The sequence below is a fragment of the Parazoarcus communis SWub3 = DSM 12120 genome (assembly GCF_003226565.1).
Classification (GTDB): Bacteria; Pseudomonadota; Gammaproteobacteria; order Burkholderiales; family Rhodocyclaceae; genus Parazoarcus; species Parazoarcus communis.
On record NZ_QKOE01000007.1, the window covers coordinates 184,160 to 196,884 of the forward strand.

Below are 12,725 nucleotides of genomic sequence, written 5' to 3' on the forward strand. Positions count from 1 at the left end.
CTCCGCATCAATGGCGCATGACTTCGCCATTTTATGTGCCATTGATGCTGTCCTATTACGCCATTTACCACGATGTTGAACGACAGCTTCCCTCAAAGCTGGACGGCCGCAACGGGCCGGTGGCTTTCGGAGCGCTTCCGCCGCCTGATGGTCAGCCCTGGCTGATCAGCCGAAGTCGGCCCTTCGGCAGCTTGTGGCGTGGAACTAACGCTTGAATGGCTATGGTTGTGAGAACCTGACCGGCAGCCTCTGACCGGATCGAGCCAAGGCATGGTTCAAACTGGCCACCGCAATCCGGTCACCCACGAGATCCGCCAAGGGAAATCCTGGCCGGATTTCCAACAGCCGGTTGATGGCCGGTCGAGGCCATTCAGCGCCGCTCAAGGTTCGGCGTCGCATACAGCCCCAAGCGCTCCATCCGCTGCACGCTCAGCGCCGTCAGGTGAGGCGTCCGCCTTCCCCGTATCGTCCGCTCGACGTCCTCACGCACCACCACACCGCTACCCTCAAGCTGGCTCTTGAAGACCCGTGCCGTCTTTACCGGCAGGGCGTCGAACTTGTTTCGCAGGTGCAGCGCGTTCGACAGGTGGTCCATGACATGGGCCGGGCGCAGCATCAGGGCGATGTGGTTGTTGCCGTCATCGTCCTTGATCTCATCCCAGCAGTACGGATGGTTGAACTGGTGAGATTCGATCTCGGACAGCAGGATCTCCATGATCCACACCCAGGGCAGACGGCGGCCGTCGGTTTCGCTGAGGTGGCCGTTCATCTCGCCGACCAGGTCGCCCACGAAGCCCCCTTGGCCAACCTCGATGCCTGCGAACTCGCACACCAGATCCCACGTCGTCAGGATGGCCGCGTAGTTCTCGATCATACGGCTGGCCGTGGCGTCCTTTGGGTCGGCGCGGCTCTGCTCCTTGCAGTCTTCGATGCGCTGAGCGTGCATGGTGCGGATGCGCTCCGGCTCGCTCTTCTCGATGAACTGCAGCCATTGCCAGACCGGAAACTGGGGCAGGTCGCGCGGCAGCTTGGGGCCTTGCTTCTCCACGGTAAGGGTGGTGGTGCAGATCTTCGATTGCAGTGAGGTGACGTCGACCTCCTCGCCGGCCAGCAGCACCGGTGCGCACATGAGGTAGGGTGTGAGGGCGGCACCGACACGGGTGAACTCGAACCGGTAGGTGCTTTGCAACAGGGCATCCGCCTCCGAGAGCACCACTTTCGATTGCTTGCTCAGTTCGTCCCAGCCCACCGGATGGCTGGTGTAGCTCACTGAGGCGCGGCGGCGGTGGTCCGTTTTCAGCATCTGGCCGGACAGCATCTGAAAGCCCAGTGTGGTCTGCATGGCCTCGGTCAACAGGGACTTTCCCGCGCCTTTGTTCGCCTGCATCTGGAAGTGAGGGTAAAAGCCGATGACGCACTTCAAATGTGCGCCCAGCGCCCACACAAGGGCGATCAGTGCCGCGTTCTGTTTGAAGGTTGCCTGGTAGGCGTCGATGACCTCTCGCGCGGCATCTGCCGTCCCTCTTGGAAACACCATGTTGTGGTAGAGGCACTGCTTTGCCGGCTCCTGGAAGTAGCAGTCGCGCCCCTCGAGCGCCGCCAGCTCGCCACCGCGCCAGGCCAGGCCGATGAAGTTGACCGCATCGCGCGCGCCGATGTCGGCGGTGCGCTCGAGCACGTTGATCATGCGCTGATACTGCTGCGGGTTGAAGATGGCGCCAAAGATCGAACGGTGTAGCTCGAGGCTGTAGAGGGTCTGGTCGGTCACCACACGGCGCACAAGGGTCGGACCATGTCGGGGCGTCTGCGCACTGATGCCGAACACGGTCTCGGCCTGCGTGTCCGTCGATCCGTTGATGGTGGCGATGTGGCCTTGTACCCGCAGGCGAGACAGGCTTGCGACCCGAAACGAGCACACATCGCCCAAGGTCTCGTGGCGCCGTCCGTCATCGTCCTTGAAGTCGACCACGTACTGGGTGAAGTCCTCGCGGGTGCGAAAGCGCCAGTACACCTTGAAGTCGTGCTCGGGCAGGAACACGCGCCGGCGCCCGTCCAGCGAACCCGGTTCGCCTCCGCCAGGCATGCCAGGAATCAACCAGCCGTCGAGTTTGCGCAGTCGCGTCCATAAGTCATCTACGCCTTGAGCCTTCAGCACGTCGTTGATGTCCTCGCCATCCTCCCAGTCCTGCATGTCGACAAGCATGGCCGCGATATCGGCCGCGGTGAGGCGGTCCAGCAGCTTCCATGCGGCTTCAAGGCCGGGACGCTTGCGGGTGCGCTCGTTGATCGGGTCTGCGTGATCGAGCGCGATGATGATGCGCTTGCCTTTCAGGAAGGCAATGTCGAGCTTCTCCGCGTTACCGGTGCCGCGCAGTGCCAGCACGGCCGTCCCTGCGGGCAGGGGGCAGCACTCCACCGACAGCGCATTGACGGGGCTTTCGACCACATACACGGTGTGCGCCTTGGCCAGTCGGTTGAGGTCGCTCGTCCACGCATGGCCTTCCTTGATGCCCTGGCACTGTGTCTTGACGTTGCCGTTGAGCGCGGGGTCAGCATAGCGAAGGTCGACCGCAACAATCGTCCGATCGGCAATCGAGCGCACCACAAACACCGCACCCGGCCCACCGTGACCCGGCGTGCCTGGTGGCACCTTGTTACTGAGCCAGTGACTCCAACCCAGTGCCCGAGACCGAATCGCAGCGCGAGAAACCTCCTCGGCAATGCCGCGGCCGGCAAGGTAGGCGATGACCGGTTCCGGGTCGAGCAGTGCGCGGTCGGCAATGAACTGCGGGACGCTCTTCTTGACCGGCTCACCGGTGCCGGTAGCGGCAGCGGCCGGCACCGCAATGCCGTACCACTCGGCGAGCAGGCGCGCCGCTCCGGCAGCACTGCCGATCTCCGGCCGCACGTACAGCACCAGATCGATGCAGCTGCCGCGGGCATCGCCCGAATGATCCTTCCATCCCCAGCTGCCGTCGCGCTGAAAGATCGAGAGGGAAGGGTTCTTGTCCGGATGGAGGGGGCTGCGGTAGTTGCCCTTGGCGCCCTTGCGCTCGAGCCCCAGCCGTTCTGCCAGATCGTGAAGGTCGACGGCCTCCTTCACTCGATCGAACAGGTCCGGGCTGGCCGCCTTCGGTAGCGCGGCCGTCATCACCATTCCTCCGAGTAGGGGCAAAACTGCGGCGGCGAGGTCCGGGCCTGCTTGAGCGCCTGCTCGGTCTGATAGCGCAGGTCGTTGAGGAGCCCGCGGCGCAAATGCCGGGCGAAGCGTTTGCCCGTCTTGCTGCCCATCAGTCGGTGTGTTTCCTCAAAGGCCGGCAGCAGTACGTCGACGAAACCACGTGCATAGGTCCAGCTTGGGTCTGGGCCGCGATCGGGCGGCCATGGCGTGTCGTCGGCGTTCACCATGGCGAATGCCGCCAGCACCTGCATCGCCAACTGCTGACCGGACTTGTAGGCCGATTCGTGGCGTCCGAGCAGGCTCCCTTCTGGAAAGCGCTTTGCTGCGGCTTCAGCGCATCGCGATAGATCTGAACGTGGCCGGCGACGGGTACGGTCAGCAGGATGAAGGCCCTTGGCGCCGGGCGTCGGGGTAGGGGTTCTCATGTTCCCTCCTCAGATCAACGCGCCAAGTTCTGCGAGGTGGCGGTTTGCACGTTCAACCTGGGCCTCGAGCAGGCATTTCAGATAGTCGGCGCGAATCTGCCGGCACTCCAACTCGTTGAGCATGACCACCATGCATTCGAGTGCAGACAGCACTTCGATGAAGCTGCCGTGGACGTGATCGAGCGTCGGCGTGCCGCGATGGTGCATGTGATCAAAGTCGGGAAGAACGCGCAGATGATTGATGGTGTCGGTGGTGTCGCGGTTCATTGCATGGTCTCCGGTTCGTCGTCCTGTGTGGCATCCCACTTCTCGAGCGTGGCCGCAAATGCGACCAACGCATGCGCCGCATCAGCGCCTCGCTGACCGGAAGCGATGGAGAACAGAAAATCACCGATATGCGTTTGGAGTGCGTCCTGTTTCTCGAGTAGCGCGGTAACGGCTTGGCACAGCGCATCGATTGAGGTTTCGGGCGCGGCTCCCGGAAAACGAGCGGCCATCCCTTCAATGAACTGGAGCAGGTCTGCGGATACCAACAAGTCGGCTGCGCCCTTGCGCAGCACGCTCTTCAGGTGAGCCACTCGAGCGGTGGCGTGGTCGGTGTGTTTGGCGTTGTGAGGCATTCACTCACCCTCCTGTAAGTTCGGCGCGGAGCGGGTTGGCGTGTTCATCCTTCGATCCTCCCCACCAGGGGGGCACGTATGGCCATGCCGAACAGCTGACTGATGATTGAAAGCTGGAGGTGATCATTTCGCGCCAGGTGGCCGGCGATGTGCGCATGCCACTGCCCGTCTTTATCGACAACTACAACGAGTGCGCCTTCGGCGTCGCCAACCAGCGCGCGTTTGTGCAGGGCCGAAAGCAATTCGGCAAGGTCGCGTGAGTCCTGGCTGATGCAGACCGCGTCGGCGGTGTGAAGCTGCAGCACCTTGCCCTTCTGCAGGGTGCGAACAACCGTGGCGGATGTGGTGTTGCGCGGCTCCATCAGTGTTCTCCCCCGGCGGCGACAAGCGCTGCCTCCAGGGTGGCGAAGCATCCCCAGTTGGTCGAGCGGTCCCAGGCGCCGCCGTCGAGGCAGCGCACTGTATAGCGCGTGCCGGTGGGCCATGCCGCAAGCCATTGCTTCCGGCCGTCAATCCAGTGCTGTCGAGCTTCCTCGGCGTACGGGTCGGTGCGACCCGCATAGATGGCGTCGAGCGCTTCCACTGTGTCGGTGACGATGTAGGGGCGGTGCCAGAACTTGAGGTGCGAGGCCGGGCGGTCTTCGTTCGGCGTGGCGTCGAAGCCCTCGGGCAGTCGAGGGTTGATCGGCACGCCGTTGATGAACCGTTCTGCAGCGATCACGCCGTGAGGCGTGCGAAGGCGGGTGGCGGCTCGCATGGTCACGCCCTCCCGCCAAAGATCAGACGGTAAGCGAGCACCGGGCCGGCGAAGCGGCGCAGGGTGCGGTAGCGGGCGAAGCGGGAAAAAAGGGTGCGGGCGTGCGTGCCCGATGCGGCTATGCGCATGGCTTGCTACTCCTATGTCTGCGGTATGAACCCCGCTCCCCGCTGCTAAACGGGGGGCAGGCGCGTGCGGGGTTAGCAGACCGGGACATAGGAACCGGCGAGCCTTGCGGCTCCCCCACACGGCCCGCCATTGATCAGGCGTAGCAGTGCGTGTCGGACAAAAAAAATCCGCCAGGGCGGCGGAACATCCGCCTATGTCGTTCGGGCTGCTAAACCCGGTCGCCTTTGTTTCAGCGACGGGTGGAGCATAGGCGGAATTGGCCGCCTTGTGCAAGTGTGAGTTGAGATTTTTGTAGGGACGGACGGCAGGGTGTGCGGCGGGTACCCGCGTCCACGGCGCTTCGCTGTTGTTCATCATTTTCTTGCGACACGTGGTGGTATTCGGTGGCTGGCTTGGGGCAGGGGCTTGCCATGCCTGGCGCCTGGTAGAGGCACTAGGTGTCGGATTCGCGTGCGATCGGCATGCCCAATCCATGGTGCTGGCGGGCTTGTTCGACGATCGCGAGATGCTCGAGGTGTGCCATATGCTTTTGTTCTTCCGGCGAGGGTGGTGCGGCTAAAGGCGGCAGTCGGTCGCGCTTGTCGAGCACTGCGGCAATCGCCGGATTGGGCAGGGAGGGCGGCGAGATGGTCTCTACGGCTTCAGCGACCACCTTGAAGGTATGCCCACACACGAAGTTGTTGCAGCGGTAGTACACCTCCTTGACCAGGGGCGAAAGAGCGCGACTTGTCCTGATCAGCGAAGTGCTGCCGCAATGCGGACATTTGAAGATCATCTTTCCCCGTTCTCCTTGGGCGATGTTGTTGAGATGTACCTGGTAGGCGTCCGGAGAGAGCCAGCGCTGGGCGTCTTGGTCGACGCCGTTCCATCGGGCGGACATGGGGTGCTCCTTGTGGCGGTCTTTCAGACGTCCGTCAGTACGTAGCCGTCCGCGTCTGAGTCGGTTGTGCTGCTCGTTCCGCTCGAGAACCGTTCGACGCCCGCGGGCAGGTTGGCCGTCAGGGTGACAACGCCGCCGAATTCGTTGCGGCAGGCCGTGTTGGCGCACTGAAATACGGCACCGATGCTTGTCTGCGAGTAGCGGTGTGACTGAGTCAGAACGGCCGGATTGCTGCAGCTGGGGCAGCTGATATCGAGGTTTTTCACGCGGCCTCCTGGGGGCTGATGTGCGATACGAGTGTGCGAGTAGCGAGTTTCTGTTGGAGCGGACTTAGGGGAACGAACCCCTCGAGATGAGCGCACTTGAGCGCCTCGCGAAGATCGTCGGGGAGCATCAGCGTGGGGGTGTCGGCTGCGCTGAGCGCGGTGGCGATGGACTTCGCCAGATCGGCGTGTACCAAGCGCTTCGCGTCTCCCCAGTGGGTCTTGATTCGCTCGTTGAAGAACTCGCCGTCTTCAAGTTGTGCCTGGATCAGAAGGCCCAGTTGCAACCGTGGCGCAACTTCTGTGATCGCCTCACCAATCAGCGCGTCGGCGAAGGTCCGCGCAAGTGTCTGACGCAACCTGATGACCTTTTCGGCCGGGGGCGTGAGTTTGAGTCTTGCGCGCTCGGTCTCGAGCTTGAGGTCGGCAACCAGTGCGGTGTATTCCTCGACCAACTCGATGGCCGCGCGTTGCTCTGCCGATTTCTGGTGCAGTGACTTGCCGGGCTTGCCCACCGACTGGCGAAGCAGGTCGCGGAGTTCGCCACGGATACGCCCCGCATCGGTCTCCGCTGCGGCGGCCGCACTTCGCAGCGTGGCAGCGTTTTGCTCGAGGGTGGCCAAGGTGGTGCGCGCAGCCTGAAACTCGGCATAGGCCTGCTGGAGGCTAGCTTTCAGCGCGTCGAGTGTTTCTTGGGTTTTGGGGTTCTTGATCATGGGCACTCCGTCAGGATTGACGCGCGGCAACGCGCTCGCGCATCCAGTTCAACACCTCGGACTCCAACCAGGCCACGCGATTGCCGCCAATGGCGACAGGGGCGGGAAAGGCGTTGGTGGAGACGTACTTGTAGATCGTGGTCTTGCCCAATCCGACCATGGACGAGACTTCACCCACACGAATGAATCGTTCGGGGCGCGGCGTCTGGTGTGGGTGCTGAGGGGGCGGACAAGCGATCTCCGCGTTTCCGGCCATCATGGTTCTCTCCTTTGTGGTTCGTTCCGTATCGCTGTGCGCGATTGGGTGAAGCCAGTATCGGGCGGCGGTGCCGGGCGGTCACTCGACCGGTGTTGTGGCTGCGGACGCCACAACAAAGGGGGTGAAGGGGTGGGGGGGATGGCGCGCGGCGGCGATCGACAACCGGATGTGGGCGCTGCGGAAGACTTTCACCAGGCCCGCGCACTCCCCCCCACGCCTGCCCGCTTCGCTTCGGTCAGGGTTGACGTTGCAGTGGGTGAATGGGAGATGAATGTTGGCCGGCGCCGCGAAGAGCGCGGATCTGAAGGGCGTGGCGCCGTTGCGCCAGGTTGCATGTACCCAGGAGTCCTGACTGGCCGATGTCAGTCGGGAAACTGAGGGGCACGGCGTGCTTTACGTAGCTTGCGGATGGGAGGGCGAACGGGGACGTGCTGTCCCGGAAAGTCGAGATTTAGCCTTTGTTGATGTTCGGAAGGGGGCTGCGTGATGTGCGAGGGAGGCCGGTTGCGGTCGGGCCAGCGATGCTGCTCATGTAAGTGTTCGTCTCGATATCGGATCCGCGCAGTTCCCGGCAGGTTCGGTACGATCTGTCGGAGCTAATCACGATCGCGGTGTGTTCCGTGCTGTGCGGCGCGGACGAGTTCTCCGACATCGAGGCGTGAGCCAAGGAGCGCATCGGCTGGCCTCAGGGAGTTAATCGGCCGCAGCTTGGGCCGATCCGCACGGGCGCCAGCCGCTTTCTCGCGGGAACCGGCTCGTAGCATATCGCGATACTAAATATTTAACGACTACTCCATGTTGACATTTACTACATTGAATAGTATATTGTTTACAGTTGCTCGTAGTAGTGAGCGACTGGTAATCCTCGGAACGGTGTCGAGGTATTGCAGGATGGGTAGTTGCTCGGCCAATCCTGCATATGGAAGCGCGGTTTCAAGAGGTTTGAAACGCGCTTATATCAGTTGGTGCAGATATGCCAACTCATAATCGGAGAATGAAAGTGGAGTCTATTAATAACTTACGCGTACGCGGTACGTTCTAAACGAAAGGAGTTCGTCTAAATAAAATAATAAAAAATATTGGAGTAAATTCAAATGTCTGAAACAAAAGATTTTGTCGCAATCAACATGCGAGTTGATAGCACGAAGCGGAACCTTATCGATATGGCAGCCGCAATGCTTGGAAGCGATAGGACAAGCTTTATTGTGAATGCTGCTTGCAAACAAGCAGAAGATGTTATTCTCGATAAGCGTGTGTTTTTCCTAAACAATTCTGCATTCGATGCCTTCGAGCGGGCTCTAGAAAGCAACCCGATCGGAGATAATCCATGGCTAACGAGATTACTAGCAAGACCGAAACGCTGGGGCTGAGCGCTCCTGAAAAAATGAATCATGAACACGATTTTAGCCAATTCGACTGCGGCGAAGAGTCAATTAACGAGTTCGTGAAAACAATTCGCAAGCAGGTGGAATACCGCAATTCTGTGGTGTACGTCATTTGCGATATCGGCACTAAGATCGTGCGTGGCTTCTATACCTTGTCAAACGGCTCCGTTAATCGTGACGAGCCGCCGAAGCACATGACGCGGTATAGCACCAAGGACATTCCTGTGACGCTTCTCGGTCGACTCGGCGTCGACAAAACCATCCAGGGCCACGGCGTCGGCGCCGACTTGCTTCGGGATGCGGTAGAGCGTGCGATTGCCGCCTCGCAGGTTGTAGCGTCGCGTGCTCTGCTGGTGCATGCCCTCGATGAACGCGTCGCGGCATTCTACAAAGGGCAAGCGGGATTCAAGGAATCTCCGATCTCGCCCGTCACCCTTTTCCTGTCGCTCAGGTAGCTATCTCCGCCGCTCCAGGCGGATAGGTAAGGACATCGCGAATCGGAGCGCCAGATCGGCCACACGGTTTTGGGGGCGGTGGCAGACACTGCCGCTGGCACGCGAAACCGCGTGGCTCGCGTTCCCCCTTCCTTCAGGCTCCCTCATACGCCGTGTGAAATTTTCGTACTCGCGAACACGCAACGAGGTCGACATTCGTCACACCTCTGCCTCTTTGCGTAAGCCGTCGAGCCACCAGCGGTGAAAACCTTCGCCCTGTGCCAATAGGGCACGGACCAAGCGTGGCGTAGCCTTGTGCATAATGCCTTGGCCGAACGGCCGCTATCTGGATCGCACTGTAGCCGGCGGCTTCTGGCGTCTACGCCGGCCAGCAGCAGGTCCATGGCCGTCGTGTGGCGGATGATGTGCGGGGAAATGCGGCGCGTCGCAGGCTGCGGCTGCGCTCGCACCAGCGCCGGGATTTTGTCCAGCCCCAGGTTCGTCGATGCTACAGATCGCGCACTGCCCCGTGCTATCCCCGGCATCGACGTGAGCCGACTGTTCATAACTGGGAACTGAGCATAATGGCCCGGCGGTCTGTCACGCGGTGCTTGCAGGCGCCATATCCGCTGCGAGGAACGGTACCGTGCGCTTCTCAACGGTCAGACGGTCGAGGTAGTCCGCCCAGCACTGCAACATCCGCCGGCGCTCCTCCATGTAAGCCGCCCGGTTGTAGGCCGCACGCACCTGGTTGGGCTCGCGGTGGGATAGCTGGCGCTCCACGGCATCCGGGTTGAAGCCGGCCTCGTTCAGGATGGTCGAGGCCGTGGCACGAAAGCCGTGCGTGACCACATTGCCATGCTTCGTATTTTTGCCGCCGTAACCCATCCGCTCCAGCGCCTTGAGCAGCGTCGCCTCGCTCATATGCGAGCGCGGCTTGTGATGGTTGGGGAAGACGTAGGGACCGGCCTGCGGGTGGGCTCGCAGTTGCGACAGGGCGTCCAGCACCTGTGTCGGCAGTGGAACAAGGTGGGGCGGCGTGATGTGCTTCAGGGTGGTCTTGATCTTCCGGTTCTGCGCGGGGATGGTCCAGATCCCATTCTTCAGGTCGATGTGCTCCCACTCTGCGCGCACAGTCTCGCCGATGCGTGTAAAGCAGGTGATGACGACGAGAAACAGCGCGCGGGTGTGCGGCGTGAGTGACTGGTTATCGCGAAGCGCCACCAGGAAGGCGGGTAGCTCGTCGAGGCGAAGCGCAGGGCGGGGCTTGGAGATCTTCACCTTGAGTGAATCGGCCAGTTCTGCGGCGGGGTTGTGCCGCGCCCGCCCGGTGGCCACCGCCAGCCGGAAGATGGCTTCGGCGCGTTCACGCAGGCGCTTGGCGGTATCGAGCTTGCCGGCGCGCTCGACCTTGCGGAGCACGTCGAGCAGTGCCATCGGCTCGATCTCCGCGATCGGCCGTGCGCCGAGGTCGGGGAACAGGTACATCTCCATGGTCCGCAGCACGCTTGCCGCATGCCGGGGCGCCCATTCGGCGGCACGCGCCTGGTGCCATTCGAGCGCGATGGCCTTGAAGCTTGATTCGGCGGCGACGCGCGCGGCTACCCGGTCCGATCTTCGCTTCTCCGAGGGGTCCATTCCTTCGTCGAGCAGCCGCCGGGCGGCATCACGCCGGGCGCGGGCGTCCTTCAGCGAAATCTCCGGGAAGACGCCGAGGGCGAGAAGCTTCTCCTTTCCGGCCCACCGGTACTTCAATCGCCAGTACCGGGCGCCCTTGGGGGTGATCAGCAGGTAGAGCCCGCCGCCATCGGCAAGCTTGATGCTTTTGCCCTGGTCGCTGGGCTTGGTGTTGGTGATGACGACGTTTGTCAGTGGCATGGGTCACCGTGTTCGCCGGAAATTATGACACTGTAGATACCCCCAAATGTACCCCCAGATTGGCGCGGCCGGGGCCGAACTTTGCCGAACTGTGCCGAACAATAAAAAACCCGCAAAGCCTTTAACTGTGCGGGTTTCGGGGTGTTCGGCGAACTTCTCCGAACTGCTCTGAACATTACTCCGGACGCATCTGCGGAAACAGGATCACGTCGCGAATGGCCGGACTGTCGGTCAGCAGCATCACCAGACGGTCGATGCCGATGCCGCAGCCACCGGTCGGCGGCAGGCCGAACTCGAGTGCGCGGATGTAGTCGGCGTCGTAGTACATGGCTTCTTCGTCGCCGGCATCCTTGGCCTCGGCCTGGGCACGGAAGCGGGCGGCCTGGTCTTCGGGGTCGTTGAGCTCGGAGAAGCCGTTGGCGATTTCGCGACCGACGATGAACAGCTCGAAGCGTTCGGTAATCTCCGGGTCGGTATCCGAGGCGCGGGCGAGTGGGGAGACTTCCACCGGGTAGTCGATGATGAAGGTCGGCTCCCACAGTTCGGCTTCCGCGCAGGCTTCGAACAGCTGCAGTTGCAGGCTACCCAGGCCACCGGGCTTGACCTTCTCGCCAAAGTCCTTGATCTTCTGCTTGACCCACTCGGCATCGGCGAGCTGGGCTTCGCTGAAACCGGGGTGGTATTTGCGGATGGCCTCGACGATGGTCAGGCGGGCAAAGGGCTTGGACAGGTCCAGCTCGCGGCCCTGGTAGGTGAAGGACTCGGTGCCCAGCGCTTCGCGTGCAGCGTGGCGGATCAGGCCTTCGGTGAAGTCCATCAGCGTGCGGTAGTTCGCGTACGCTTCATAGAACTCCATCATGGTGAATTCGGGATTGTGGCGCGGGGACAGGCCTTCGTTACGGAAGTTGCGATTGACCTCGAACACCTTCTCGAAACCGCCAACCACCAGGCGCTTCAGGTAAAGCTCCGGCGCAATGCGCAGAAACAGCTCCATGTCGAGCGCGTTGTGGTGGGTGACGAAAGGCTTGGCTGCGGCGCCACCGGGGATGGGGTGCATCATCGGCGTTTCGACTTCGAGGAAGCCGTGGCCAACCATATAGTTGCGGATCGACTGAACCAGGCGGCTGCGCGCAACGAAGGTGAAGCGCGACTCCTCGCTCATGATCAGGTCGACATAGCGCTGGCGGTACTTTGTTTCGGTGTCGGTGAGGCCGTGGAACTTGTCCGGCAAGGGGCGCAGGCTCTTGGTCAGCAGGCGGATCTCCGCGGCCTTGACGCTGAGCTCGCCGGTCTTGGTCTTGAACACGGTGCCGACGCAGCCGACGATGTCGCCGATGTCCCAGTGCTTGAATTCGGCATAGACGTCCTCGCCCACCGCGTCGCGCTGGACGTAGAGCTGGATGCGACCGGACAGATCCTGAATGGTGACGAAGCTGGCCTTGCCCATCACACGCTTGAGCATGATGCGACCGGCGACCTTGACCTCGACCGGGGTGGCTTCCAGCGCTTCGCTGTCTTTCTCGCCATACAGCTCATCGAGTTTGCCCGCGGTGTTCTCACGCGAGAAATCGTTCGGAAAGGCACGGCCGGACTGGCGCCACTGCGCGAGTTTTTCGCGGCGTTCGGCGATCAGGTGGTTTTCGTCCTGGGCGGGAGTCGGAGCGTTCTGGTCGGACATGGTTCTTCGGCTGGGTAGACAAGACCGCAATTGTCGCAGGCGCGCTTGCTGGTAGCAAATCCGCGTCGAATGAAGCGCCCGATCATGTGTCGAGTCGGGGTGGAGCGATGCGCTGGACCG

At 62.0% G+C, this 12,725-nt stretch carries 15 protein-coding genes and 1 pseudogene; 3 read left to right on the forward strand and 13 right to left on the reverse strand.

Annotation, left to right across the window (positions count from 1 at the left end; translation table 11 throughout):
- Positions 1 to 370: 370 nt before the first annotated feature.
- The 11 genes from DNK49_RS12255 to DNK49_RS12300 all read right to left on the reverse strand — a co-directional run bounded on the left by DNK49_RS12255 (position 371) and on the right by DNK49_RS12300 (position 7,230).
- Entirely contained in the window at positions 371 to 3,151 is a 2,781-nt protein-coding gene (locus DNK49_RS12255; RefSeq protein WP_110524914.1) for a toprim domain-containing protein, read from the reverse strand.
- Complete coding sequence (locus tag DNK49_RS23925; RefSeq protein WP_133255103.1) at positions 3,151 to 3,606, reverse strand: hypothetical protein; 456 nt, start codon at positions 3,604 to 3,606, stop codon at positions 3,151 to 3,153. The genes DNK49_RS12255 and DNK49_RS23925 overlap by 1 nt, the downstream gene beginning before the upstream one ends.
- A gap of 9 nt (positions 3,607 to 3,615) precedes the next feature.
- The gene (locus DNK49_RS12265; protein WP_110524918.1) at positions 3,616 to 3,873 is read right to left on the reverse strand and encodes a hypothetical protein; all 258 of its coding nucleotides are present in this window, start codon (positions 3,871 to 3,873) and stop codon (positions 3,616 to 3,618) included.
- A complete protein-coding gene (locus DNK49_RS12270) occupies positions 3,870 to 4,226 on the reverse strand; it encodes a hypothetical protein (protein WP_110524920.1) in 357 nt (118 codons plus the stop codon). The genes DNK49_RS12265 and DNK49_RS12270 overlap by 4 nt, the downstream gene beginning before the upstream one ends.
- Before the next feature lie 44 nt (positions 4,227 to 4,270).
- Complete coding sequence (locus DNK49_RS12275) at positions 4,271 to 4,588, reverse strand: hypothetical protein (protein ID WP_110524922.1); 318 nt, start codon at positions 4,586 to 4,588, stop codon at positions 4,271 to 4,273.
- Entirely contained in the window at positions 4,588 to 4,983 is a 396-nt protein-coding gene (locus DNK49_RS12280) for a hypothetical protein (protein WP_110524924.1), read from the reverse strand. The genes DNK49_RS12275 and DNK49_RS12280 overlap by 1 nt, the downstream gene beginning before the upstream one ends.
- A 2-nt stretch (positions 4,984 to 4,985) precedes the next feature.
- Positions 4,986 to 5,111 carry a hypothetical protein gene (locus DNK49_RS24990; RefSeq protein WP_279386420.1) on the reverse strand — a complete coding sequence of 42 codons (126 nt, stop codon included), beginning with the start codon at positions 5,109 to 5,111 and terminating at the stop codon, positions 4,986 to 4,988.
- Positions 5,112 to 5,545: 434 nt separating this feature from the next.
- The gene (locus DNK49_RS12285; RefSeq protein WP_207806963.1) at positions 5,546 to 5,992 is read right to left on the reverse strand and encodes an Ogr/Delta-like zinc finger protein; all 447 of its coding nucleotides are present in this window, start codon (positions 5,990 to 5,992) and stop codon (positions 5,546 to 5,548) included.
- Between the two features lie 23 nt (positions 5,993 to 6,015).
- Entirely contained in the window at positions 6,016 to 6,258 is a 243-nt protein-coding gene (locus DNK49_RS12290) for a hypothetical protein (protein ID WP_110524926.1), read from the reverse strand.
- Positions 6,255 to 6,971, reverse strand: a complete 717-nt coding sequence (locus DNK49_RS12295; protein WP_110524928.1) for a hypothetical protein — start codon at positions 6,969 to 6,971, stop codon at positions 6,255 to 6,257. The genes DNK49_RS12290 and DNK49_RS12295 overlap by 4 nt, the downstream gene beginning before the upstream one ends.
- A 10-nt stretch (positions 6,972 to 6,981) precedes the next feature.
- Positions 6,982 to 7,230 carry a helix-turn-helix transcriptional regulator gene (locus tag DNK49_RS12300; protein WP_207806964.1) on the reverse strand — a complete coding sequence of 83 codons (249 nt, stop codon included), beginning with the start codon at positions 7,228 to 7,230 and terminating at the stop codon, positions 6,982 to 6,984.
- A gap of 536 nt (positions 7,231 to 7,766) precedes the next feature.
- On the opposite strand from DNK49_RS12300, the pseudogene DNK49_RS12305 reads away from it, so the two are divergent.
- The 3 genes and pseudogenes from DNK49_RS12305 to DNK49_RS12315 form a co-directional block, all read left to right on the forward strand.
- Positions 7,767 to 7,889: pseudogene (locus DNK49_RS12305) on the forward strand (transposase family protein); the annotation flags it as partial.
- A gap of 435 nt (positions 7,890 to 8,324) precedes the next feature.
- Complete coding sequence (locus DNK49_RS12310) at positions 8,325 to 8,600, forward strand: type II toxin-antitoxin system TacA family antitoxin (protein ID WP_110524929.1); 276 nt, start codon at positions 8,325 to 8,327, stop codon at positions 8,598 to 8,600.
- Complete coding sequence (locus tag DNK49_RS12315) at positions 8,558 to 9,070, forward strand: GNAT family N-acetyltransferase (RefSeq protein ID WP_165843317.1); 513 nt, start codon at positions 8,558 to 8,560, stop codon at positions 9,068 to 9,070. Before DNK49_RS12310 ends, DNK49_RS12315 begins: the two co-directional genes overlap by 43 nt.
- Before the next feature lie 579 nt (positions 9,071 to 9,649).
- Here DNK49_RS12315 and DNK49_RS12325 read toward each other — a convergent pair.
- Together DNK49_RS12325 and lysS are read right to left on the reverse strand one after the other, a co-directional pair.
- Complete coding sequence (locus DNK49_RS12325) at positions 9,650 to 10,927, reverse strand: tyrosine-type recombinase/integrase (protein WP_110524931.1); 1,278 nt, start codon at positions 10,925 to 10,927, stop codon at positions 9,650 to 9,652.
- A gap of 175 nt (positions 10,928 to 11,102) precedes the next feature.
- Positions 11,103 to 12,605, reverse strand: a complete 1,503-nt coding sequence (gene lysS / locus DNK49_RS12330; RefSeq protein ID WP_110524933.1) for a lysine--tRNA ligase — start codon at positions 12,603 to 12,605, stop codon at positions 11,103 to 11,105.
- Positions 12,606 to 12,725: the final 120 nt, after the last annotated feature.

What these genes read in the sequence shown, in the direction of transcription:
- DNK49_RS12325 (WP_110524931.1), bottom strand. Translation starts at nt 10,927, where the DNA reads ATGCCACTGACAAACGTCGTCATCACCAACACCAAGCCCAGCGACCAG.
- DNK49_RS12310 (WP_110524929.1), top strand. Translation starts at nt 8,325, where the DNA reads ATGTCTGAAACAAAAGATTTTGTCGCAATCAACATGCGAGTTGATAGC.
- DNK49_RS23925 (WP_133255103.1), bottom strand. Translation starts at nt 3,606, where the DNA reads ATGAGAACCCCTACCCCGACGCCCGGCGCCAAGGGCCTTCATCCTGCT.
- DNK49_RS24990 (WP_279386420.1), bottom strand. Translation starts at nt 5,111, where the DNA reads ATGCGCATAGCCGCATCGGGCACGCACGCCCGCACCCTTTTTTCCCGC.
- DNK49_RS12270 (WP_110524920.1), bottom strand. Translation starts at nt 4,226, where the DNA reads ATGCCTCACAACGCCAAACACACCGACCACGCCACCGCTCGAGTGGCT.
- DNK49_RS12285 (WP_207806963.1), bottom strand. Translation starts at nt 5,992, where the DNA reads ATGTCCGCCCGATGGAACGGCGTCGACCAAGACGCCCAGCGCTGGCTC.
- DNK49_RS12275 (WP_110524922.1), bottom strand. Translation starts at nt 4,588, where the DNA reads ATGGAGCCGCGCAACACCACATCCGCCACGGTTGTTCGCACCCTGCAG.
- DNK49_RS12315 (WP_165843317.1), top strand. Translation starts at nt 8,558, where the DNA reads ATGGCTAACGAGATTACTAGCAAGACCGAAACGCTGGGGCTGAGCGCT.
- DNK49_RS12265 (WP_110524918.1), bottom strand. Translation starts at nt 3,873, where the DNA reads ATGAACCGCGACACCACCGACACCATCAATCATCTGCGCGTTCTTCCC.
- DNK49_RS12300 (WP_207806964.1), bottom strand. Translation starts at nt 7,230, where the DNA reads ATGATGGCCGGAAACGCGGAGATCGCTTGTCCGCCCCCTCAGCACCCA.
- DNK49_RS12255 (WP_110524914.1), bottom strand. Translation starts at nt 3,151, where the DNA reads ATGACGGCCGCGCTACCGAAGGCGGCCAGCCCGGACCTGTTCGATCGA.
- DNK49_RS12280 (WP_110524924.1), bottom strand. Translation starts at nt 4,983, where the DNA reads ATGCGAGCCGCCACCCGCCTTCGCACGCCTCACGGCGTGATCGCTGCA.
- DNK49_RS12295 (WP_110524928.1), bottom strand. Translation starts at nt 6,971, where the DNA reads ATGATCAAGAACCCCAAAACCCAAGAAACACTCGACGCGCTGAAAGCT.
- lysS (WP_110524933.1), bottom strand. Translation starts at nt 12,605, where the DNA reads ATGTCCGACCAGAACGCTCCGACTCCCGCCCAGGACGAAAACCACCTG.